The following is a 20,180-nucleotide window of genomic DNA, read 5'->3' as shown; positions in this document are numbered from 1 at the left end:
GACGACTTTATGTCGTTGTTAATCAAATAATAATTATTATTAGGTGAATTGAGTTAGTTACAGCGCTCCTAGTGAAGAGCCATAAAACGCGTTGAGATGATTATGAGATATAAGGCGTATGCAGTGAAATCACCCCTAACTTCCGACAGATTCAAAACAAATGTGAATAATGTAGTGTCAAAAATGTTTTTTCAACTTGTTGTAAAAGTTGGAGTAGGATGTGTCTTTATACGGAGGATTTTTCATTGTTGATGACTGTATTATAGGATAAGAAATTGCTTGTGGATATCGATGTCACAACGATTAAGGCACATGATTTTAAAAGTGTGTAAAATCTCTTCTATAATTTTAGGGGTATTCACCGTTAGTCATATTTGAAAACTTAAACTACACATGCAATTATCCAGGACCGAAAGATGGTGTTCCATATTTATTTTTCTTTTTTCAATTTGTAGTGTGTAGAGGTTTCTCCAAGAAAGTTTACTTTAAAAATAAAGTTCCGCTAGCAAAAACAACACCAAGTAACAAGGTGTTGTTTTGCTAGCGGAACCACGAAAGGAAATGACTATAATCATGAATGATATTTCTGTGCTTCAGATTTTTCTTTTAATTGTTTTAGCTATGTTAGGTGGGATAGATCCATATATTTCTGGGTTACAGTTAAGTAAACCCGCAATTGCCGGCTTTCTAGCAGGTATTATAATGGGAGATATTAAAACAGGTTTATTAGTAGGTGCAACATTACAATTAATGGTTTTAGGTGTAGGAACATTTGGAGGATCATCCATACCGGATTTTGGTACAGGAGCAATAATTGGGACAGCGTTAGGTGTCGTTAGCGGAAAAGGAATTGAATTTGCAATAGGTATTTCTGTTCCGGTAGGGTTATTACTGGTTCAATTAGATATTTTAGCTCGTTTTTGTGGAGTATATTTTTTGCATCGTGTGGATAAACACATAGAGGAAGAAAATTTTCACAAGATTAGCTTCGAAGCATGGTTAAGTTTGATTCCTATTGCGTTATCTCGAGCAATACCAGTAGGCTTGTGTTTGATTTTTGGCAATGAAGTAGTTAACACAGTATTAAATTATGCACCGGATTGGCTTATGGGAGGATTAAAATTAGCAGGAGCGGTGCTACCAGTTGTTGGGATAGCTATTTTATTACATTATTTACCGATTAAAAAATTCGTTGGTTTTTTAATTATTGGATATGTTTTAGCTGCCTATTTTAAAATTCCAATGATGGGAATTTCTTTTGTTGGCTTAGCGGCTGCACTTATTCATTATAAAAAATTACAGGAGGGTCATCTATTAGAATCAAAATTAGTTGCAAATAATTATACAGATATTAATGGGGAGGTTGAAGATGATGAAGTCTGATGTTAGTAAATTAAGCACCGAAGATTTAAGGAAAGTTAGTTTAAGATACATGTTTGGTGCTCAATTAGGCTGGAACTATGAACGAATGATGAACGTTGCCTATGTTCGAGCAATATATCCAGCTTTAAAAAAATTATATAAAGACAAAAAGGAACTAAAAACTGTATTACAGTCAGAAATGCAATTTTATAATACTAGTCCATTTTTAAGTGCGTTTATCATTGGGATTGATTTAGCGCTACAAGCAGAAGACGGAAGTAAATCAAAAGATGCTGTAGCGGCAATTAAAACAAGTATGATGGGACCATTTGCAGCCGTAGGAGACTCATTGTTTGGCGCGGTAATCCCGACAATTTTTGGGTCGTTAGCTGCTTATATGGGGTTAGAAGGAAATCCTTTAGGTGTATTACTTTGGTTAATTGTAGCTGTTATCGTATTAGGTTTGAGATATTTTGAGTTGCCAATCGCTTTTAGTCAAGGGAAAAAATTGGTGTCTAGTTTAGGTGGTTTATTGAAAGATTTAACTGAATCAGCAACTTTGCTAGGTATAGTAGTAGTAGGTGGATTAATTCCTAGTGTAATAAAAGTTGGGGTTCCATTTAAGTTAGTCATCGGGGATAAAAAGTTATCCTTTCAAACTGAAATGCTAGATCCCATCATGCCTGCTATAGTACCAGTTACTTTAGTATTATTAGCGTATTATTTGTTGAGTAAAAAAAGTCTCAATTCGAATAAAGTTATTTGGATATTCTTAGTTTTATCAATACTGTTACATGCTTTAAATATTTTGTCAGTTTTATAATAGATTTAATTTAATAATGCCATTCATCAAGTATTATTATTAACAACTGGAGGTCCCTAAATATGGAAAAAAATCAACCGAATGTTGTTTTAATCGTGGTAGATCAAATGCGTGCAGATGCGTTATCTTTGAATAGTCAAGATAAGTTTGTTAGTACACCTACATTAGATATGATGGCTAGCCAAGGGTATAATTTTGAAAACTGTTATTCTCCAGTTCCAAGTTGTGTGCCTGCAAGAGCAGCATTGTTATCAGGTTTAGACCCAGAAAATTCTGGAAGGGTTGGTTATGAAGACGAAATACCATGGAATTTTACTAAAACACTTCCAAAAACATTCAAAGAGTATGGGTATCAAACAGAATGTATCGGGAAAATGCATGTATACCCTTCAAGAAAGCGTTTAGGATTTGATCATGTATTATTACATGATGGTTATCTTCATGTTGATCGGAAATATGATAAACGTTACGGAGAACAATTTGAATATTCTAGTGACTATTTGATGTTTTTAAAGGAAGGTTTAGGTTCAGAGGCAGACCTGATTGATGATGGTTTAAATTGTAATTCATGGGAAGCGCGACCTTGGATATACCCAGAAAAGTTTCATCCAACAAATTGGGTAGTTACAGAAGGGATAAAGTTTTTACGAAGAAAAGATCCAACTGTACCATTTTTTTTAAAACTTTCATTTGAGAAACCCCATGCTCCGTTAAACCCGCCTAAATATTATTTTGATATGTATATGGATAGATTGATGGAGACTGCGGATCTGCATATTGGTAATTGGGAGGAATTGGAGCCGATTGTTCCAGATATCACTGCTTTAAAGGGAAAGTTGAAAAAAGATGATCAAAAAAGAATGCTCGCTGGATATTATGGGCTCATTTCTCATATTGATCATCAGATTAATCGTTTTTTAATGGCTTTAAAAGAATTTAGACATGATAAGGATACAATCATTTGGTTTATTTCAGACCATGGAGATCAGTTAGGAGAACATTACCTATTTAGAAAGGGCTATCCTTATCAAGGAAGTATCCGCATTCCGTCGTTTATTTATGATCCAGGAGATTTAATTGCGGCTAAGAACCATACAATAAAAGAGCTTGTAAAAATACAAGATATATTTCCTTCACTGCTTGATTTGTCATTAGGTCGATTTGTAGATACTGACGGTAAAAGTGTTAAGCAACTACTTTTTGGGAATTATGAAGGATGGCGACAAGAAATTCATGGAGAACACAGTTTGGGAGTAAATTCTAGCCAATATATATTAACGAAACAATGGAAATTTATTTGGTTTCCCGTAAAAGATACGTATCAATTGTTTAATATGATAGATGATCCAAATGAAATGGAAAACCTGTACGATGATGAAAAATATGCAGCCGTTATTCATGAAATGAAACATAAATTAATAGGGTATTTATGGGATAGAGAAGAGGGTTTTGTTAAAGATGGGCATTTAACTCAAGTAGAAGTATCAAGTATTGTTTCAACTTTAAAGGAAAGACAGGCAAAGTAATATGAACTTTGTAGATATAGAAGGTAATCAATTCTTTATGGGGAGTACTAAATCAGAGGAAGGATTTCTTGAAGATTACGAATATCCGCCAAAGAAGGTTATAGTAAATGATTTTCAGATTTGTGATACACCAATTACAAATAAAGAATTTCAACTTTTTGTGAAGGAAACGAATTATGTAACTGTTGCAGAGAGGCAAGGGTATTCATTCGTCTTTGAAAAATTAATTTTGGAAAAAGATAAGCAAGAGTATCCATACGTAATGGGAATGCCTTGGTGGAGAAAAGTTACAGGGGCTAATTGGGCCCATCCGTATGGGGCTCACAGTGACCTTTTAGGTATAGAAAATCATCCAGTAGTCCATGTTTCTTTGATTGATGCACTAGAGTTTTGCAACTGGGCCAATACAAGTTTACCGACAGAGTCTCAGTGGGAATTTGCAGCAAGAGCAGGAACAAAATCTATTTTCACATGGGGAGATTCTTTAACTGAGGGAGATAGGTATCATGCAAATACGTGGCAAGGGGAATTCCCAATTAAAAATACTAAAATGGATGGATACCTTGGCACAGCACCAGTATATACTTATGAACCCAATAATTGGGGTTTGTATCAGATGATTGGGAATGTATGGGAGTGGTGCAGAAATCCTCGATACGCCATGCTAGATGAATTTAATGTTAATTCATTTAATATTGAGGATAAGAATTCATTATCAGGTGAATATGCTATAAGAGGGGGATCTTTTCTATGCCACTGTTCCTACTGTAACAGATACAGAGTAGCCGCCAGAAATGGGACGGATTTTATGTCTACGAGTAGTCATTTAGGGTTTCGATGTATCCGAGAATAGTTTGATTTATAGAAGTACGTTCATCAGTAGATTGAATTTATAACCCTATTCATCCTGAATGGAAGGCAGTGTGATTTTCATTAATTACTGAAGGGAGATGCTTTGCGTTTCCCTTTTTCTTTTGTTTTTCTTCGCTCAAGTGATGGCGCAAAGATGCTGTTGAATGGGGCTCTTTGTCAAATAGGACTGACAGAATGAGATAAGAACACCTAAGGTAGAATTCCTTTTCTACTTTAGATGCTTTTTGATTCACAGGGAATCAGATTATTTAGTAAGAAAATTCTGGTCTTCATTTTCCGAAAGCTTCGAAATCCATAAGAGACTCGTTTTAATGCTTTGATGTGGGTATGCAGCTTTTCTATTTTGGCATTTGAATAAGGCAATTCTAGGGCTAAACGAATGCCGGATTCATAGCTTATAAAAGCCTTTTTATAGGGTGCAGTTCAGTTCTTTTGGAATGGAATTGGACATCGTTCCTACAAGTTTAAAGAAAGTGTCCGCCTCTATGTCGTGAAGCGCTTGAAGAATTTCTTGATAGTAAAAATAGACGATTCGTAATTCGTCAGAGATCCACGACTTTACTTTCGGTTAGATACGCCCAACCAAAATTGCGCCATTTTATCCATTTGTCATAAACAAAAGTGGCTGTCGTTTAACCGTTCTTTAGCAAAATTGATGTTAGCTTGGACTGAAGCGTATGGAGAGAAACCGACATGGGCTATATTACAGAAATATTTGGAATCTGGAGAAGAGAAAATAACAGATAGAGCGGAAGTTGAATAATATGTTCGCGAACAACGAAGTCAAAATATTTGGGGTTAAGGTATGGGAGATCATTTTTTGAAAAGGAAAAGAGATACTTTTAAAATATGTGTTGTTTGTAAACTTTTGATGTATTTAAATTGGGTATTAATTTTAATACTAATTTCAGGAAGATTTTTACTATTAACTAATGCGTATGTTACAGCAGCACCGTAATAAAAATATTATTTAAAGGTGTGTGTTCTAACATGCAAAATGTAAAAGAAAATAGTAATATAAAATTACAAAAAATTGCTGGCGGTTCAATGCTTCTCTTATTTTTTAGTGAGCAATAAGAGAGTTCAAGAAAAACAGAAGTACTTGATATAAAAATCGAAACATAATAAAATTTTATTTGGAAGGGATTACATTGCGAGTTATAAGGTGGGGGGGATAGTATGGTAACTGAAAAAGATATAGGTTTATATGTTATGTTGGCGATGAAAAATTTATATTTTACAAACATTCAAACAGAAAATGTTGCTTCTGAAGTACAAAGACTTTTAAAAAGCATGAGTGTAGAGGAAGTTAAATTAAAATTAGCAAAAAAAGAAAGTTAAAAACAAGTATTAAAATGGTACAGTATGAGTGATACTAGAGCCGTTAAAAAAACGTTGACTTGGATAAATAGTTTTTAACCATCTACCTTCAGTTAAAGTGTTAGGTGGTTATTTTTTGTTTTTGTTATCTGTATTAGCAAAATTAATATTGCAAAGGCAATTATCAGTGATATGCTTCAAATACAGACAGACTTACTCCCTTCTAGGATAAAATTATGAAACTCCCTTTTATTAAGAGATTGGACACCATCTATTTACTTCTCTGATTCATAATCAGTATGCATGTTTTTAATAAAAATGTATACCTGATATGTTGAGTGCGCTTTCAAAAAGAACAGAGGGGAATTCCTCAAGTATATTGCAGAAAAAAATTTAAATTTTTGTGATACTAAAAAGCCTAAAATCAAGGATTTCCCTTGCTTTTTAGACAACACAAACTAAAGACACCATTTTTCTTTTTAAAAAATTTGTACCTCTTTTTCAAACTATAGAACCGTTTCTCATGCACTTGATTGATACTGATCTAATGCTGTACAAAAACCAAAAATCCGACGTGGGCGAGTATTGATCAAATACATATAATGATCTAATTCTTCTTGTGTCACTTGCGCAATATCTTTCCCCTTTGAAACATATTCACGCAATAAACCATTCGTATTCTCATTTATCCCACGCTACCAAGAACAATAAGGAACCGCAAAATAAACGTGTACTTGTAACTTTTCTTCTAACTCTTCATAATTTGAAAATTCTTTCCCATTATCTGCTGTTAACGAACAAACAACCTCATTTTTTAACATATAGATGGAACAAAAAACTAGGGAAATTCCGTTCCTGTTTCCGATAAACATCACTAATACTCACGGCGACCAATTTAAAGATAACGACTGATTGATTTGTTCTTTTACCTCAGGTGTTAATTTCTCACACGTTTTTCTTGAAGAGAACCGTTCCTCGGAAGCTGCTTGTGCATAGGCGGGCTCATATTGTCCATCTTCTTTTGAATTTCGCTTTACTTCTCAACCAATAGTAGAATCACTTCGACCCAACAAACGACCAATCTTTGAATAACTGAATCCTTGATTCAAATAATAAGCAATCGAATTACGCTCAAGATCGGTTAAATGTGTATATTTTTTCAAGAATTCCTCCCTCCTTGTATATTAGAGTTAGGGTTTTAACCTTCCGGTTTTGATTGGATCTCCTTATGAACCATCGAATTTGGTATTACCTCATTCATTTTGAGATAATATATTTATTGGATTGAGAGGTCTTGCAGTTGGCTCCTTGAGTTTTAAAACTCGTAATCGAAAGACTGGCACCTCTCTCTGATAACTGGATTACGTATGGGTTAGATGTTGAAAGGTTTTGCTTTACTCCGCATCTCGTACAAGGTAGTGACGCTTTTCAGATGAGTGGATTTCAATCCAAAATATTTTTTTAGAAAGGTCAAATGCATGTACTTCTTAGGAATTGATATCGGCAAGCGAACTCACGTAGTTTCTGTAATGAATGAAGAAGGAAAAGTATTACTAAAAGGTTTTTCCCTTCCTACATACGACGGAAGGGGCAGAATCCTTGGTCGATCAACTGTCAAAATATTCAGAAACTCCTGCTGATTTTGTTGTCGGAATGGAAGCGACTGGTCATTATTGGCTATCTATTTTTCGTATCTCCACGAATCAGATTTTTTAATTCACGTTGTGAATCCTCTTCAAACCGATGGCTGGCGCAAAGGAACAGAAATCAGAAAACGAAAAAATGATATTATTGATTCTGTTTTGATTGCTGACTTAATGCGCTATGGTCATTTGTCGAAACCGTATTATCTGGCGAAAATGTTTTTTTCATTGAAGTAACTTTCACGTTATCGAACCTATTTAGTCGGAACAGCAAGCTACTTTAAAAGAAAAATCATAGCTGTGCTTGATCAAGTCTTTCCCGAATATGCATGAATTTTCACTAAGCAGGGTATTTTCGGAAAAGCATCTAAAGAGCTATTACTTGAGTTTAGTTTCCCGATGGAACTAGAGTCTATTTTTGTGGAAACTTTAGATCAATAATTGGCCAAGTTAAGTAGAAATCGAAGCAAGCCAGAGAAAGCGAGTCAATTAAAGCAAGCTGCTGCTAACTCCTTTGGAGTGACGTTTGCCCAAGAGGCCTTTACTTTCCAATTATGTTCAATGATTGAACAACTGAAATTTATCGAAAGCCAAGTGAAGAAAACAGACAAAGAAATACGGCGAATAATGGACACTTTAGACTCTGTTATTCTCAGTGTTCCTAGAATTGGGCCTATAAATGGAGCCATTATTCTTGGTGAAATTGGAGACATACATAAGTTTTCTAATCAAAAAAACTAGTTGTAGAACAGATGCTTCTGTGACACAGTCTGGACAATAACGTTTCATTTTGATAAAATATTGATGAATGAACGAATAAAATTATTTAACAGGAAGTTGATTATATGTTTAATAAACCTAAGTTTTTAGTCAGTTTATTTGCAGTATTTGTGCTAGGTTTGGCTATCTTTTTACCAACTGATAAAGCAGAGGCGACAGTTACTCCTGGATATTATTCGCCTTTCAGTAACATTAGCGATAATATTGAGTGTAAAAAAGGCTATCCTTATACCAAAAAGAATATGCAGTCTGGTATCTGTCGAGTAAATTGGAATACTGTTGTAGCAAATACAATAAATAATACAATAAATTCTGGAATTACAGGAGCTCTAGGGGGTCATCTTCCTTAAAAATGAGGTGTTTTTATGGAAAAAAAACTACGAAAGCAAGCATATTCTCTAATCGATGAATTTAGTTGCAGTTTTAATCAATCCGCACGTTTTTCAGTATACGATATAGAAGTTCAAAATATGATTCATGATACTTTGCAAATTTTAGAAAATCCTAAAGCTAGTTATAAAGCTTCTGATTATGCTATATCTCGTTTCTATGCAAGAATCAGCAAATTAATAGGATTCCATAGCATTGAAATTTCTGACGAAACAAAAAAACATTGGAATGCTTTTGTCCAATTCTTTCAATCTGATGCTTTAAAAGATGTGCGTTCAGTTGGCGGTCCTTTGATTAGTTAATTCGTCCAAAATAACTTTTTGATTATGGATTTATTGGACATTGGGATCTTCTAAAGCAAATTTATAATTGCGATAATTAATTCCAAGAACGTCTACCAGCGTTCCTAAGTCTCTTTTCATAAGTTTTTCCTTATTAGCATCCTAAAACACAATCTCAGAAGTTTTAGAGTGCTTTTTTGTGTGTGAAATCAGCAATTCCCATGTTATAATCATCCAAATTCCAAGAAACAAATAGTAACGTACAATAAATTTTACTACAATAGAAATAGCCAGTAGCACCAGTACTGTTTGCATAGAGAGAATATTAAACAACTATCAATGATATATACAAAACAGTTATTTTTTTGAAAATAATCAATTTCCTCATAAAGTTTTTTTATTCTCTTCGAATAGTAAAAAGACAATAATTTGTAATAACAGTCTATTTTATTTCTGAATGCCGTAGCCTTTTTTCATATTGATTAATTTTTTCGTATCTAGATTCCAGGTCATAGATAAAATTCATTTTTATCACTCTTTTTTATTTTAACATGCCACAAAAGAGAACGTTTACACATTAGTATGCCTTTTTATTTTTATTATTAATAAGCCTTGTTTGCAGTTGAATATGCCCATTATATTTTCGTTATAAATAAAAAATCGATATTTAGTCATGAAATTTTTGGGCCTTGAATTGTCAAATTAAGTGTAACGTTTTATCAAAAAATACTTCATAGGGTGTTTTCCAGTTTAGGCATTTTCTTGGTCGTAAGTTTAGCTTGAGAATAGTCTGTTCAATATAGCTATCAGGAACAGTATCCATCTCTTTGTTTTTAGGGAAATATTCTCTAAGTAATCCATTCGTATTTTCATTTGTTCCTTGTTGCCAAGGAGCATGTGGATCAGGAAAATAAAACAGAATACCTTTTAATACGTTAGTTACTTCCGAATGTTTTAAAAATTCTTTTCCTCTGTCAGGAGTTATCGTTTTCACTTTTTCTGAAGAGATAGAAGAGAATCATTGAATCATTTTATCTCGAACGAAGAGGGATAACTTTTTCTCGACTTTTCCTCCCAATAAATACCTTGAATTTACGATCTGTCAACGTCACTAAACAAGCACCACCAGTTTTTCCAGCTACAGTATCGGCTTCCCAATGTCCAAACTCACTTCTATCGTCTGCGGATTTTGGACGGTTATGGATTGAATGCGTAATGCGTATTTTTCCACGAGTCTCGACGTGATTTTTGGTATGTCTTGTTTTTCCTCGATGACGTAATGAACGGATCAGTCCTCTATTGCCAGGGGAGAGTGGTTCTGTATCGAAAATACCGTTGTAAATGGCACGGTAGATCGTGATAAAACTGATGGAGAAGTCCACCTGTTCAAGCTTCAAACGATTGGAGATTTCCTCTGGAGACCATTGAAAATCGACAAAAAAATGACGAACAATTGACCAAATTCGCGGCTCTTTTAGAAGGTTATGACGCCCGCAATTCTTTCTACGAGAAGTATACTTTTTGTCTGCTTTGGAAGGTGAGTAGGTTTTCTCCTTGTTTCTTCTCAATTCACGTGAAATGGTAGACGGGCTACGATGAATGTCGTTGCCGATTTTTCTAATAGAAACACCTTCTTCATGAAGGAGAAAGATTCTTTCTCCTTCGAGTAGGGTAAGATGATGGTACTGGCTCATAATTGTCTTCCTCCTAGTAGTGTTCTCGACAAACCTATTCTAGTTGGATATTGATTATGAGTCATTTTTTATGTGTTGCACTTAAAGTGTATATTCAAAGGGTAAAAGAAGATGAAGCTCAGTGCTGAAAGCCGAGTGATGTTTGTAGAAAAATATCTGAATAAAGAAAGTGGCCTAAGTTAGGTAGCTAAAGAAGCTGGTGTTGCTATAGGGACTATTAAGAATTGGTGCGCCATTTATAAAAATGAAGGACCAACTGGATTACTCGCCGCAAAAACGAACAAGTGCTATTCCAAAGAATTGAAATTTGAAGCTGTTCTTGATTATCTGAATGGAACAGATAATCAAGAACAGTAGCTAAAAGATATAATTAAGAAGTAGAACACAACTTTTAGACTAGATTAAAAGATATAATATTCCTAGAGACTTCAAATCAGAAAGCGGTGGAAGCAACGTGAGACAAATAAAAAATTTAGTTTAGAAGAATGTGTAGAAATGGTGCTCTATTGCATTGCCAACAACTATGATTACAGTGGAACTGCGGTCAAATTCCAAGTAAAATATACCAATCTCTACAATTGGGTACAACGCTACGAAAAAAGCAGGGCTGGTTTAGAAGATCGTCGCGGACAAAAAAGCCAAACAAGAAAGTAGGACGCCAGAAGAAGCACAAATCAGAATCCCTCGAAGAATAAGTAAAATACTAACAGATGGAAATTGCTCTATTAAAAAGTAAAGGAATTAGAAAGAAGAGATCGCTAGGACAAGTCAGAAAGATCGTTGCTTACGAAGCAATCAAAGAACTTCATGAAGAAAAAGGATACGCAATTCTTCCGATTTGCAAGATCATGAACGTCACTCGTTCTGCGTATCTGAGGTGGATCAAACATCCCTACAGTGAAAGAACGTTAGAAAATATGTCGTTAGCAAAAGTGATTCGAGGTATTCATGATGAGCTTCCTGAAAAAGGGTATCGTAGTATCAACGATATCTTGAATCGAGAACACGATATCCATGTCAATGACAAACGCGTGTTGCATATCTGCCAGTATGAAAGGATTCAATCGACAATCAAACATTCTGCCAACAGTATTACAAAACGAGCAGATCGACCATACACACTGCTGAAAACATCTTAGATGAGAGTTTACTGACGAAGCGCCGAATCAAAAATGGCTAACAGATGTAACGGAATTCAAGTATTATGAGGGGCCGGAAATCCATAAAGTGTATTTAAGCGCGATTTTAGACCTTTATGATCGTCGAATTGTTTCTTACGTCATTTTTTTTGATACCTTTGATCAAGCAATTGAAACAGAAGTGAGTCCTCTTTTTCATGGTGATCGTGGATTCCAATATACGCATCAGAATTTTTGCAAACGAATCGTTGAAGCTGGAATGACCCAAAGCATGTCCTATGTTGGAAAATGTATCGATAATGGTTCAATGGAAGGTTTTGGGGAATGATCAAACGAGAAAAGTATTACGGCAAGAAATTTACGAGTCGTACAGAGTTGGTCGCAATGATCAAGAATTATATGGACTATTACAACAATGTGCGCTATCAACGAAAATTACAGGTATTGACACCGATAGAGTACCATAACTTATATTATCGAGCAGCCTAAAACATGATTCACCAAGAGATAGCGTGAAAGTTATCTCTTGAATAGTCAAAAAAGCTATCCTTCATCAAACGAAAGTAGCTCTCAAAATCTTTAAATATTTCATTGTCCTATTGACGGGCAGCCGACCATAACTGATGTGGTCTTTTTTAATGAAACTATTTATTTGAAAAAGGCACAAAAAATTCTTACTCGTATTATAATTGAGGTGGGAAATTTTTAATTGTTCCTTACTAGTTGTTCGTTGCAGCTAGTGAGGATTTTTCTTTTCCTTGATTGGTTTGTTCTGAAAGAATCTTTTAAACGATTCTTAGGGGGTTGTGTGCACAGGGAATACTAGCTTTCTTCTTACTCCCTCGTCTGGAAACCCGATCATAAAATTCTGAAAACGTTGGATTATTCGAACGTTCTGCGGTTCCACCACATGGATAAAGAACTGTTTTCAGATAGTTATTTCCAGCATTAATGTGGGCTGACTTTCGAACACCGCCACTTTCGTAGCTCCCTGGACAAAGCCCTGCCTACTTTGCCAACTGTTTTGAAGTCGCGAATGGCCCGACTTCTGCCAAGATACTCTCTGCCCCTGTCTTTTTCACCCCAGGAAGGGTTTGTAAAGTCGCTATACTCTCAGCGTATTTCGAGGTGATTTCCTCAATTGCTTCATTCAACACGTGAATTTCTTCGGCAATCCGTTCGATCGAACCAAATGACTTTCTAAAAGACTCCGCTGAGTGTTGGGAATTGTTCCGTTCATCGCTTCGACAATGTCTGTGCTGGACAATGTTTTCAGCGTTTCGAAATGGTTTGGCGGAGAAGCTGCTCGGTGATTTTTTCTCCATTTAGTAGTAACTCTAAATATTTCAACCCGGAACCAGTAAAAATCTCCGCGATAAAATCGGCGAGTTTGATATTCGCGTGCTGGAGCACATTCTGCACGCGATTTCGAGGTTGCGTCCGTTCGTTGATAGAAGATTTCCTAGCCCGAGTGAATGAACGCAACTCTTGAATTTCTCGACTAGAAAGATAGTTCGAGGCGGCAAGCCTTAATCGACCAAGTGGAGTGATTCATTCAGAATCTTTTTGATTGGTTTTACGTCCGGGAATCCCTTTAATTCTTTGAGGATTCACCAAAGAAAGCGTCAATTCAACTGTTTCTAGCACCTTCCTCCGATTGGGACACCCATAGTGTCCAGTACTTTCCATAAAGACCTTTTCACCCTCTTTTTTGACTAACCGTTCTCCAAGTTGACGCAACTCAAACGTTCGTGTTCCAAAGGTGCGGATCTCCTTTTTCGCTCGTAAAGAGTTGAGGGAGCCCATGAATTACACAAGCGACAACCCGTTTTGTGTGAACGTCTAATCCAGCACAAACAGTTGCCCTTCCATTGTGTTTGTTTCCATATAAATCTCCTCCTCTAAAAAATTCGGTGACAGCTTCACTTCTTGAAAATTGTTCTAATTTTTAATTCGTGCGTGAAGCGACAGTTGGTTCAACGGAAAAGAAGAAAATCACTCTGTTTTTTATATGGGTTCGGGTGGACGCCAATAAAAAGGCCTCGAGTATGTGTCCCCTTACGACAATTCTCCTCCGAAAACATAAGCGAAGGTTTCAGAACATGGTTTAGAGGCGGCGCGCCTCACTTTTACATTTATTGTATGTTTGAAAACCACCTGCTCTGTTGGTGGTTCAAAAGAGCTTCCAATGTGGTATTAAAAAGGCCCTCTCAAATTGCAAGCTAATTCTGGTTTCTCAGCCGTATCACCAACAAAGATAGACGTGCCTTTATGGAAAAGGATAAAGCAAGTTAATCACATAGTAAATGGAGATGTAAGTATCACATTTTGTTTGCACTAAAATATCGTAGACAGATTATTTATGGGAAATATAGAGAAAACATAGGCGAATAATTGCACACTCTGTGAAAGAAGGGGGTAAAGATACTTAATGCCTGTGCAGATCATATTCATTTGTTTGTAAGTGTTCTACCAAAGTTAAGTGTTTCTTAATTTATGCGCTATTAAAAGGACAAAGTAGCTTAATGATATTTGACCGTCATGCAGAGTTGAAATATTGCAATAGTAAGTGCTAGTGATCAAGATTACAAAAACCAGATTCAAAAACTAGAATAAACTGATGCAAAAAAATATATGGGAGCGAAAAGAATTAGAAGAGTTACTTTCTTCCGTAAAAAAATGGTGATAAAGTTCTTGTGACAAAAATTGATCGCTTGGCTAGAAGTATTGTTGATTTAAATTCGAATATCTCTTCTTTAAATAGTTTCGGAGTGACTATCAACTCCCTAGACACTACCCTAATCTTTGAGCCAAACAAAAATGACTCGATACAAATGTTGATGATGAATATGTTAAGTAGCTTTACACAATTTGAATGAGCCCTAATTGGGACGTGCACTCAAGAAGGGAAAAATGCATAGAACGAACAATAAAATACAAACATGCACTAATGGAAACAAATAGCATGCGAGAAGTAGAAAAGAAAACAGGTATTTCTTTATCTGCTCTCAAACAAATCAAAAAACAAGCAAAGGAATGGATAGATGTCAATAAAGTAGACACAAAAAGAGAAGATACTTAAAGACTTTCAAAGGTGATACGAGTAAAGGAAGAAGAGGAACCCATTGATTATTTTTGAGAGTAGGTTAAACAGGTATTTCTAAAATTAACTGAAGAAGTCATACGGACGAATCCTAAAACAAAACGAGAATTCAAGGAAATGATTAAAGAATATAGTTATAAGTCTAATAGTAGTAAGTCAAGATGAAAATTAAAACTATCTATATCTAATCACCTAATTGAGGTACACTGAACTAACCCCGACCTAAAAAATTGAATTTGGGTCGGGTCAAAGAGTTGCGGTAATAACAAGATGTTGTTTATCTATCACGCTCCTTGATGGTGTATAGAATGGGTGATTGCTATATCTAAATACATATATTACGAGGATAATAACAAGAGGTGGATTGAAAAGCATATGATTATGTGGGAATCGAAATCAACACATGGAACAAAATTAACTATATTGCTTTTGTTCCATGTGCTTGCGGGAATGGGGTAAAAGAGAACTAGGAAAGAATAGTCAATTTTGTGGTGACTGCCAAAAGTATATAAATTGTATCAAGGAAACTATGTTGTAATTGATGAAAAGCAATGAAGCAACTCAAAATGATTGAAAAGTGAAGCAGATTTTTGATTAAGTGTTTTCAATGAATTGAAAAAAGGCAATGGGGAATTACTATAGGCGAACTAGCTAGATAGAGATGAAAAATGTTTTTCAGGTAATTACTTTATTAAATTGTTACAAAGTGGTATTAATTTTTTTGACCAATTTTAGCAGAAATAAATAAAGAGCGCTTAATTATAATCAAAAAACGCATGAATAATAAAAGAGGATGCTGATATATAAATATTTGTAGGTTGGGCTTTTAAAATAAAAAGTTTTCATTGACAAAGATAAAAAAACCATTTTACTATTAATTTGTGGTTATAACCGATAAAAGGATAGGAGACACCCATGGAAAAGTTTCAAAAAAAAACTTTATATTATCAACTTGTTGATCATTTAAAAGAAAAAATTAAAGCTAACATGATCCCACATGATAAACTGCCATCTGAACGAGAGTTAGCAGCACAATATCAGCTTAGTCGAACGACTGTTCGCTTGGCGTTGAAGGAATTAGAAAATATCGGATATATATATCGACGTCATGGGAAGGGGACTTTTGTCTCTGCTCTAAAAAAAGATGTGGATTTAGGTGGGTCTTACAGCTTTACTCAACAGATGAAAAGTCTCGGTAGAATTCCTGAGACAAGAATTTTAGCGTTTGAAAGGATTAAGGCTGATAAGTTTGTTTCTCATCATTTAAATCTTTCGCCGGGGGAAACAGTCTTTAAGATAAGTCGCTTGCGGATTGCTGATGGTGAACCTTTAATGATTGAAGATACGTATTTGCCAGTCAAATTTTTCATGAATTTAAATAGCCAACTTTTACGAAAAAAGCCACTTTATGACTTGTTTGTGGATTTTGATCAAATGATTCGTTTGGCGGATGAAGAATTATACGCTAGTTTAGCGTCAAAAGATGATGCAAAACAGCTCATGATTCCAAAGGGAGCTCCGGTTCTTCATTTAGCAAGACAAACTTATAGTATAAAAAATGAAATCATTGAATTTACATTAAGTGTAGCACGAGCAGATCAGTTTCATTATCGGATTCGTCATGTTCGAAATAATTAGGAGGACTAAATATGTTTACACTAGAAAAAGAACAATTGGAGCAAATGGGTGCGGAAATTACAACTCGTGAGATTTGTCAACAACCAGAACTTTGGGAAGAGGTAATTGCTCTTTATAAATCGACAGAGGCAAAGTTGGAAGTTTTTTTATCAAGAGTTAAAAGTCAAGCAAAAGGGCAACGAACAAGAGTTATTTTTACTGGAGCTGGAACTTCACAGTATGTGGGGGATACAGTGGTTCCTTACTTACGCCAACATGGGGACTTGAAAAATTTTAGTTTTGAAAGTATTGGAACCACCGATATTGTTGCAAAACCGTTAGAATATTTAATTAAAGATGAACCTACGTTATTAGTTTCATTTGCTCGTAGTGGAAATAGTCCAGAAAGTTTGGCCGCAGTAGAATTGGCCAATCAAGTAGTTGATACTATCCATCATTTGTCAATTACCTGCGCTGAAGAGGGAAAGCTAGCCCAATTAACTAAAAATAAGGATAATTGTTATTTATTCTTAATGCCTGATAGATCGAATGATGCTGGATTTGCGATGACTAGTAGCTTTTCTTGTATGACTCTTGGCTCATTATTAATTTTTGATCAAACAACATTAGCGGAGAAACAAAAATATGTGAACGTGCTAAGTGGTCTAGGAAAAGAAGTTATTGCTCGGGAAAATGAGATTAAAAAAATTGTCGAACTTGATTTTGATCGGGTTGTGTACGTTGGGTCAGGAAGTTTGGCTGGTCTAACTCGAGAAGCACAGTTGAAAATTTTAGAGTTGACAGCTGGAAAAATTGCAACTGTTTTTGACTCATCTATGGGATTTCGTCATGGACCAAAATCATTTATTAATGAAAAAACAATTATGTTTGGGTTCATCAATAATGACTCATATACACGAAATTATGATTTAGATGTCTTAGAAGAAGTTAGAGAGGATAAAATCGCTTCTGGGGTTTTTGCTATTACTCAGCCAGGAGAACGAAATTTTTCTGGTGCTAAATTTGAATTTACAACTGAAACAGAATTATTGCCTGATGGTTACTTAGCATTAGGGTATATCATGGTCGCACAAACTGTCGCTTTGCTATCATCAATTAAGGTTGAAAATAAACCCGATACGCCTTCACCAACTGGAACAGTTAACCGTGTTGTAAAAGGGGTCACAATTCATGATTATAAATAAGAATCAATGGGGAGGAAAAACCATGCATACATTAACGACTGGAAAGAAAGAGGCGATGGACCGTCTATCGACAAAAGATGGTATTATCAGTGCTTTAGCTATTGATCAACGTGGTGCGCTGAAAAAAATGATTAGAGCCTTAAATGTGGAACCTACGGCTGAACATATTGAGCATTTTAAAGAATTGGTGTCTAGCGAGCTGACGCCATATGCGTCTTCAATCTTATTGGATCCAGAATATGGTCTTCCCGCTGCGAATGCACGTCACAAGGATGTGGGATTGTTGTTGGCCTATGAAAAAACGGGCTACGATGCAACAACTCCCGGTCGGTTACCCGATTTATTAGCGGATTGGTCTGTTTTACGCTTGAAGGAACGTGGGGCTGATGCGATTAAATTTCTTCTTTATTATGATGTCGATGAAGATTCAGCAATCAATCATCAAAAACATGTTTTTGTCGAACGATTAGGTAGTGAATGTGCGGAAGAGGATATACCTTTTTATTTGGAATTGGTTTCTTATGATGCCCAAAATTCAGACGTTAACTCACTTGAGTATGCCAAAGTAAAACCTCATAAGGTTAATGAGATGATGAAGGAATTTTCAAAACCACGATACAAGGTAGATGTTTTAAAAGTTGAAGTACCCGTCAACATGAAATTTGTAGAAGGCTTTGGTACGAATGAAATAGCGTATACCAAAGAAGAAGCAGCTAAACATTTCTTGGAACAAAGTCAAGCAACAGAGTTGCCATTCATCTTTTTGAGTGCTGGCGTTTCAATTGAGTTATTCCAACAAACGTTGATTTTTGCTAAGGAATCAGGCTCGACTTTCAATGGAGTTCTTTGTGGACGTGCAACATGGAAAAATGGAGTCAAGCCATTTGTTGAATCAGGGGAAAAAGCTGCGTATGAATGGTTACAAAGTGAAGGGCGTTCAAATATTGAAAGTTTAAATAAAGTGATTACAGAAACGGCTAGTTCTTGGCACAAAAAAATACAAGTAAAATCATAATACAGGAGGGAAATTCGTGATAGTAACTGTGACGATGAATCCTTCGATTGACATTTCTTATTCATTAGACCGATTAAATATTAATACGGTTAATCGAACTAATCAAGTAACAAAAACGGCTGGTGGGAAGGGACTAAATGTTGCTCGTGTGATTCATGATTTACAAGGAGATGTTTTAGCTACGGGTATGCTAGGAGGCATCCACGGTGCTTTTATTACTTCTGAATTAGAAAAAGCAGGAATTAAACATGACTTTGTTACAATTAAAGAAGAGACTCGTAACTCTATAGCTGTTTTGCATGAAGGTAATCAAACTGAAATTTTAGAATCTGGGCCAATAGTTTCTGAGGATGAACAAGCAAAATTTTCAGATAAATTTCGAGAATTATTAGACCTAGCTGAGATTATTACGATTTCGGGTAGTTTGCCTAAGGGATTGCCGCATGATTTTTATCAACAATTAGTACAAGCGGCACAAGCACACGGAGTAAAAGTTTTACTCGACACTTCTGGCGTGAGTTTAGAAAAAGTCTTATCAAGTCAGAACAAGCCTTATATGATTAAGCCCAATTTGGAAGAGTTAGAGAATTTATTAGAAAAAACGTTCTCATTGGAATACTTAGAGGACATTCAACTTGCATTAGTCGAACCTTTGTTTAAGGGAATTGAATGGATTATTGTGTCATTGGGTAAAGAAGGGGCAATTGCTAAGCACCGTGATATGTTTTACAGAGTAACTATTCCGGAGATTAATGTATTAAATCCGGTTGGCTCTGGTGATGCTACAATTGCAGGTTTTGCTTATGCAATGACTAAAAAATTGAACCCTTATGAAATTTTAAGAATGTGCATGGCAACTGGTATGGCAAATGCTAGAGAACGTATTACAGGACATGTTGATTTAGCGAATGTAAGGAGTTACTTTTCTAAGGTTGAAGTAAAAAAATCAAGGGATAGCTTGATTAATAATTAAGATGTTAGAAAGGGATAGTTGATAACGCATACAATTCAGTTAATCTGAATCTATGTAAAACTTATCACTATTGCCGGATTTTTGGAATCGTTGCTATTTCATTGCTTTTATGTTTGATTTTTTTTGTTTAAGAGGATTTGATATAATAATGTAAAAACGTATAGAAATAGAAGTATGTTTGAGTAACAATTAATAAGAAGTATTTTGAATTGTAAAGAACTTTATTGAGCTTTACAATTCAAAGTATAATCTACTTATTTTGTCCAGGAAAATGAAAACGCTTATTTGGTTTGTTTAGTGTATTACTAGGATGAATAAAGAGCCTATCCTTTTGGTAACTCAATGAGATGGATAGGGAAGGTTTTTCAGAAAAAAATGAATTACTTGTGTGATACGAGATTGAATGTTCAATCACTGTTGATTATTCAAAAGACTG

Annotated in this window: 18 protein-coding genes and 7 pseudogenes; 18 read left to right on the top strand and 7 right to left on the bottom strand. The window is 35.3% G+C overall.

Translation table 11 applies throughout. The features are described 5' to 3' along the window. The first annotated feature begins 573 nt into the window (after nt 1-573). From RU96_RS12115 to RU96_RS12100, 4 genes are all read left to right on the top strand, one after another. Nucleotides 574-1,383, top strand: a complete 810-nt coding sequence (locus RU96_RS12115; RefSeq protein WP_071865737.1) for a PTS mannose/fructose/sorbose/N-acetylgalactosamine transporter subunit IIC — start codon at nt 574-576, stop codon at nt 1,381-1,383. After that, on the top strand, nt 1,373-2,185 hold the full coding sequence (locus RU96_RS12110) for a PTS system mannose/fructose/sorbose family transporter subunit IID (protein ID WP_379924205.1): 813 nt from the start codon (nt 1,373-1,375) through the stop codon (nt 2,183-2,185). The genes RU96_RS12115 and RU96_RS12110 overlap by 11 nt, the downstream gene beginning before the upstream one ends. Before the next feature lie 62 nt (nt 2,186-2,247). Next, nucleotides 2,248-3,711, top strand: a complete 1,464-nt coding sequence (locus tag RU96_RS12105) for a manganese-dependent arylsulfatase (RefSeq protein ID WP_071865735.1) — start codon at nt 2,248-2,250, stop codon at nt 3,709-3,711. 1 nt (nt 3,712) lies between these two features. Further along, nucleotides 3,713-4,564, top strand: coding sequence for a formylglycine-generating enzyme family protein (locus RU96_RS12100; RefSeq protein WP_071865734.1), 852 nt, complete (start codon nt 3,713-3,715; stop codon nt 4,562-4,564). 233 nt (nt 4,565-4,797) lie between these two features. Here RU96_RS12100 and RU96_RS13360 read toward each other — a convergent pair. Then, nucleotides 4,798-4,983: pseudogene (locus RU96_RS13360) on the bottom strand (transposase); the annotation flags it as partial. A gap of 780 nt (nt 4,984-5,763) precedes the next feature. Here RU96_RS13360 and RU96_RS13095 point away from each other — a divergent pair. Continuing rightward, entirely contained in the window at nt 5,764-5,925 is a 162-nt protein-coding gene (locus RU96_RS13095) for a hypothetical protein (RefSeq protein WP_169818353.1), read from the top strand. Between the two features lie 500 nt (nt 5,926-6,425). Here RU96_RS13095 and RU96_RS13585 read toward each other — a convergent pair whose 3' ends face one another. Beyond that, on the bottom strand, nt 6,426-6,569 hold the full coding sequence (locus RU96_RS13585; protein ID WP_159429702.1) for a hypothetical protein: 144 nt from the start codon (nt 6,567-6,569) through the stop codon (nt 6,426-6,428). Between the two features lie 375 nt (nt 6,570-6,944). Beyond that, the gene (locus tag RU96_RS12090) at nt 6,945-7,067 is read right to left on the bottom strand and encodes a helix-turn-helix domain-containing protein (RefSeq protein WP_071865732.1); all 123 of its coding nucleotides are present in this window, start codon (nt 7,065-7,067) and stop codon (nt 6,945-6,947) included. Between the two features lie 315 nt (nt 7,068-7,382). On the opposite strand from RU96_RS12090, the pseudogene RU96_RS12085 reads away from it, so the two are divergent. The 3 genes and pseudogenes from RU96_RS12085 to RU96_RS12075 form a co-directional block, all read left to right on the top strand. Then, a pseudogene (locus RU96_RS12085) lies at nt 7,383-8,325 on the top strand (IS110 family RNA-guided transposase); the annotation flags it as partial. A 67-nt stretch (nt 8,326-8,392) separates the two neighbouring features. Beyond that, nucleotides 8,393-8,677, top strand: coding sequence for a hypothetical protein (locus tag RU96_RS12080; protein ID WP_071865731.1), 285 nt, complete (start codon nt 8,393-8,395; stop codon nt 8,675-8,677). A gap of 15 nt (nt 8,678-8,692) precedes the next feature. Further along, complete coding sequence (locus tag RU96_RS12075; RefSeq protein WP_071865730.1) at nt 8,693-9,019, top strand: hypothetical protein; 327 nt, start codon at nt 8,693-8,695, stop codon at nt 9,017-9,019. Nucleotides 9,020-9,695: 676 nt separating this feature from the next. On the opposite strand, the pseudogene RU96_RS12070 reads toward RU96_RS12075, so the two are convergent. Then, nucleotides 9,696-10,692: pseudogene (locus RU96_RS12070) on the bottom strand (IS30 family transposase). Between the two features lie 495 nt (nt 10,693-11,187). Here RU96_RS12070 and RU96_RS12745 point away from each other — a divergent pair. The 4 genes and pseudogenes from RU96_RS12745 to RU96_RS13580 all read left to right on the top strand — a co-directional run bounded on the left by RU96_RS12745 (nt 11,188) and on the right by RU96_RS13580 (nt 12,320). Continuing rightward, nucleotides 11,188-11,346 (top strand): helix-turn-helix domain-containing protein, encoded by a 159-nt coding sequence (locus RU96_RS12745; protein WP_084035498.1) that lies wholly within the window; start codon nt 11,188-11,190, stop codon nt 11,344-11,346. 263 nt (nt 11,347-11,609) lie between these two features. Further along, the gene (locus RU96_RS12970; protein ID WP_159429701.1) at nt 11,610-11,831 is read left to right on the top strand and encodes a helix-turn-helix domain-containing protein; all 222 of its coding nucleotides are present in this window, start codon (nt 11,610-11,612) and stop codon (nt 11,829-11,831) included. A gap of 28 nt (nt 11,832-11,859) precedes the next feature. Further along, nucleotides 11,860-12,159, top strand: a pseudogene (locus RU96_RS13120) (transposase); the annotation flags it as partial. Continuing rightward, nucleotides 12,156-12,320, top strand: coding sequence for an IS3 family transposase (locus RU96_RS13580; RefSeq protein ID WP_143350970.1), 165 nt, complete (start codon nt 12,156-12,158; stop codon nt 12,318-12,320). The pseudogene RU96_RS13120 and the gene RU96_RS13580, both read left to right, overlap by 4 nt. 296 nt (nt 12,321-12,616) lie before the next feature. Here the strand turns inward: RU96_RS13580 and RU96_RS13575 are convergent. The 3 genes and pseudogenes from RU96_RS13575 to RU96_RS12045 all read right to left on the bottom strand — a co-directional run. Beyond that, nucleotides 12,617-12,826 (bottom strand): annotated as a pseudogene (locus tag RU96_RS13575) (transposase); the annotation flags it as partial. Between the two features lie 12 nt (nt 12,827-12,838). Beyond that, entirely contained in the window at nt 12,839-13,156 is a 318-nt protein-coding gene (locus RU96_RS12050; protein WP_071865729.1) for a hypothetical protein, read from the bottom strand. Nucleotides 13,157-13,382: 226 nt separating this feature from the next. Then, entirely contained in the window at nt 13,383-13,520 is a 138-nt protein-coding gene (locus RU96_RS12045) for an IS110 family transposase (RefSeq protein ID WP_143350969.1), read from the bottom strand. 636 nt (nt 13,521-14,156) lie between these two features. Between RU96_RS12045 and tnpA the strand changes: the two are divergent. From tnpA to RU96_RS12015, 6 genes and pseudogenes are all read left to right on the top strand, one after another. Further along, a pseudogene (gene tnpA / locus RU96_RS13350) lies at nt 14,157-14,389 on the top strand (IS200/IS605 family transposase); the annotation flags it as partial. Continuing rightward, nucleotides 14,388-14,913 (top strand): annotated as a pseudogene (locus RU96_RS12040) (recombinase family protein). The pseudogenes tnpA and RU96_RS12040, both read left to right, overlap by 2 nt. A 936-nt stretch (nt 14,914-15,849) precedes the next feature. Then, nucleotides 15,850-16,572 (top strand): GntR family transcriptional regulator, encoded by a 723-nt coding sequence (locus tag RU96_RS12030; RefSeq protein ID WP_071865727.1) that lies wholly within the window; start codon nt 15,850-15,852, stop codon nt 16,570-16,572. A gap of 11 nt (nt 16,573-16,583) precedes the next feature. Continuing rightward, complete coding sequence (locus RU96_RS12025; RefSeq protein ID WP_071865726.1) at nt 16,584-17,756, top strand: SIS domain-containing protein; 1,173 nt, start codon at nt 16,584-16,586, stop codon at nt 17,754-17,756. Between the two features lie 22 nt (nt 17,757-17,778). Continuing rightward, on the top strand, nt 17,779-18,771 hold the full coding sequence (gene lacD / locus RU96_RS12020) for a tagatose-bisphosphate aldolase (RefSeq protein WP_071865738.1): 993 nt from the start codon (nt 17,779-17,781) through the stop codon (nt 18,769-18,771). A 16-nt stretch (nt 18,772-18,787) separates the two neighbouring features. Beyond that, a complete protein-coding gene (locus RU96_RS12015) occupies nt 18,788-19,744 on the top strand; it encodes a hexose kinase (protein WP_071865725.1) in 957 nt (318 codons plus the stop codon). Nucleotides 19,745-20,180 lie beyond the last annotated feature (436 nt).

The sequence above is a fragment of the Enterococcus canintestini genome, assembly GCF_001885735.1.
Lineage (GTDB): Bacteria > Bacillota > Bacilli > Lactobacillales > Enterococcaceae > Enterococcus_C > Enterococcus_C canintestini.
This window is presented reverse-complemented; position numbering and strand designations above follow the sequence as displayed.

Excerpts from the sequence above, each read along its gene's own strand:
- RU96_RS12745 (WP_084035498.1), top strand. The coding sequence starts at position 11,188 with ATGGTGCTCTATTGCATTGCCAACAACTATGATTACAGTGGAACTGCG.
- RU96_RS12115 (WP_071865737.1), top strand. The coding sequence starts at position 574 with ATGAATGATATTTCTGTGCTTCAGATTTTTCTTTTAATTGTTTTAGCT.
- RU96_RS12075 (WP_071865730.1), top strand. The coding sequence starts at position 8,693 with ATGGAAAAAAAACTACGAAAGCAAGCATATTCTCTAATCGATGAATTT.
- RU96_RS12100 (WP_071865734.1), top strand. The coding sequence starts at position 3,713 with ATGAACTTTGTAGATATAGAAGGTAATCAATTCTTTATGGGGAGTACT.
- RU96_RS12110 (WP_379924205.1), top strand. The coding sequence starts at position 1,373 with ATGAAGTCTGATGTTAGTAAATTAAGCACCGAAGATTTAAGGAAAGTT.
- RU96_RS12030 (WP_071865727.1), top strand. The coding sequence starts at position 15,850 with ATGGAAAAGTTTCAAAAAAAAACTTTATATTATCAACTTGTTGATCAT.
- RU96_RS13095 (WP_169818353.1), top strand. The coding sequence starts at position 5,764 with ATGGTAACTGAAAAAGATATAGGTTTATATGTTATGTTGGCGATGAAA.
- RU96_RS12105 (WP_071865735.1), top strand. The coding sequence starts at position 2,248 with ATGGAAAAAAATCAACCGAATGTTGTTTTAATCGTGGTAGATCAAATG.
- RU96_RS12050 (WP_071865729.1), bottom strand. The coding sequence starts at position 13,156 with ATGGAGAAAAAATCACCGAGCAGCTTCTCCGCCAAACCATTTCGAAAC.
- RU96_RS12970 (WP_159429701.1), top strand. The coding sequence starts at position 11,610 with ATGTCGTTAGCAAAAGTGATTCGAGGTATTCATGATGAGCTTCCTGAA.
- RU96_RS12080 (WP_071865731.1), top strand. The coding sequence starts at position 8,393 with ATGTTTAATAAACCTAAGTTTTTAGTCAGTTTATTTGCAGTATTTGTG.
- RU96_RS13580 (WP_143350970.1), top strand. The coding sequence starts at position 12,156 with ATGATCAAACGAGAAAAGTATTACGGCAAGAAATTTACGAGTCGTACA.
- RU96_RS12045 (WP_143350969.1), bottom strand. The coding sequence starts at position 13,520 with ATGGAAAGTACTGGACACTATGGGTGTCCCAATCGGAGGAAGGTGCTA.
- lacD (WP_071865738.1), top strand. The coding sequence starts at position 17,779 with ATGCATACATTAACGACTGGAAAGAAAGAGGCGATGGACCGTCTATCG.
- RU96_RS12025 (WP_071865726.1), top strand. The coding sequence starts at position 16,584 with ATGTTTACACTAGAAAAAGAACAATTGGAGCAAATGGGTGCGGAAATT.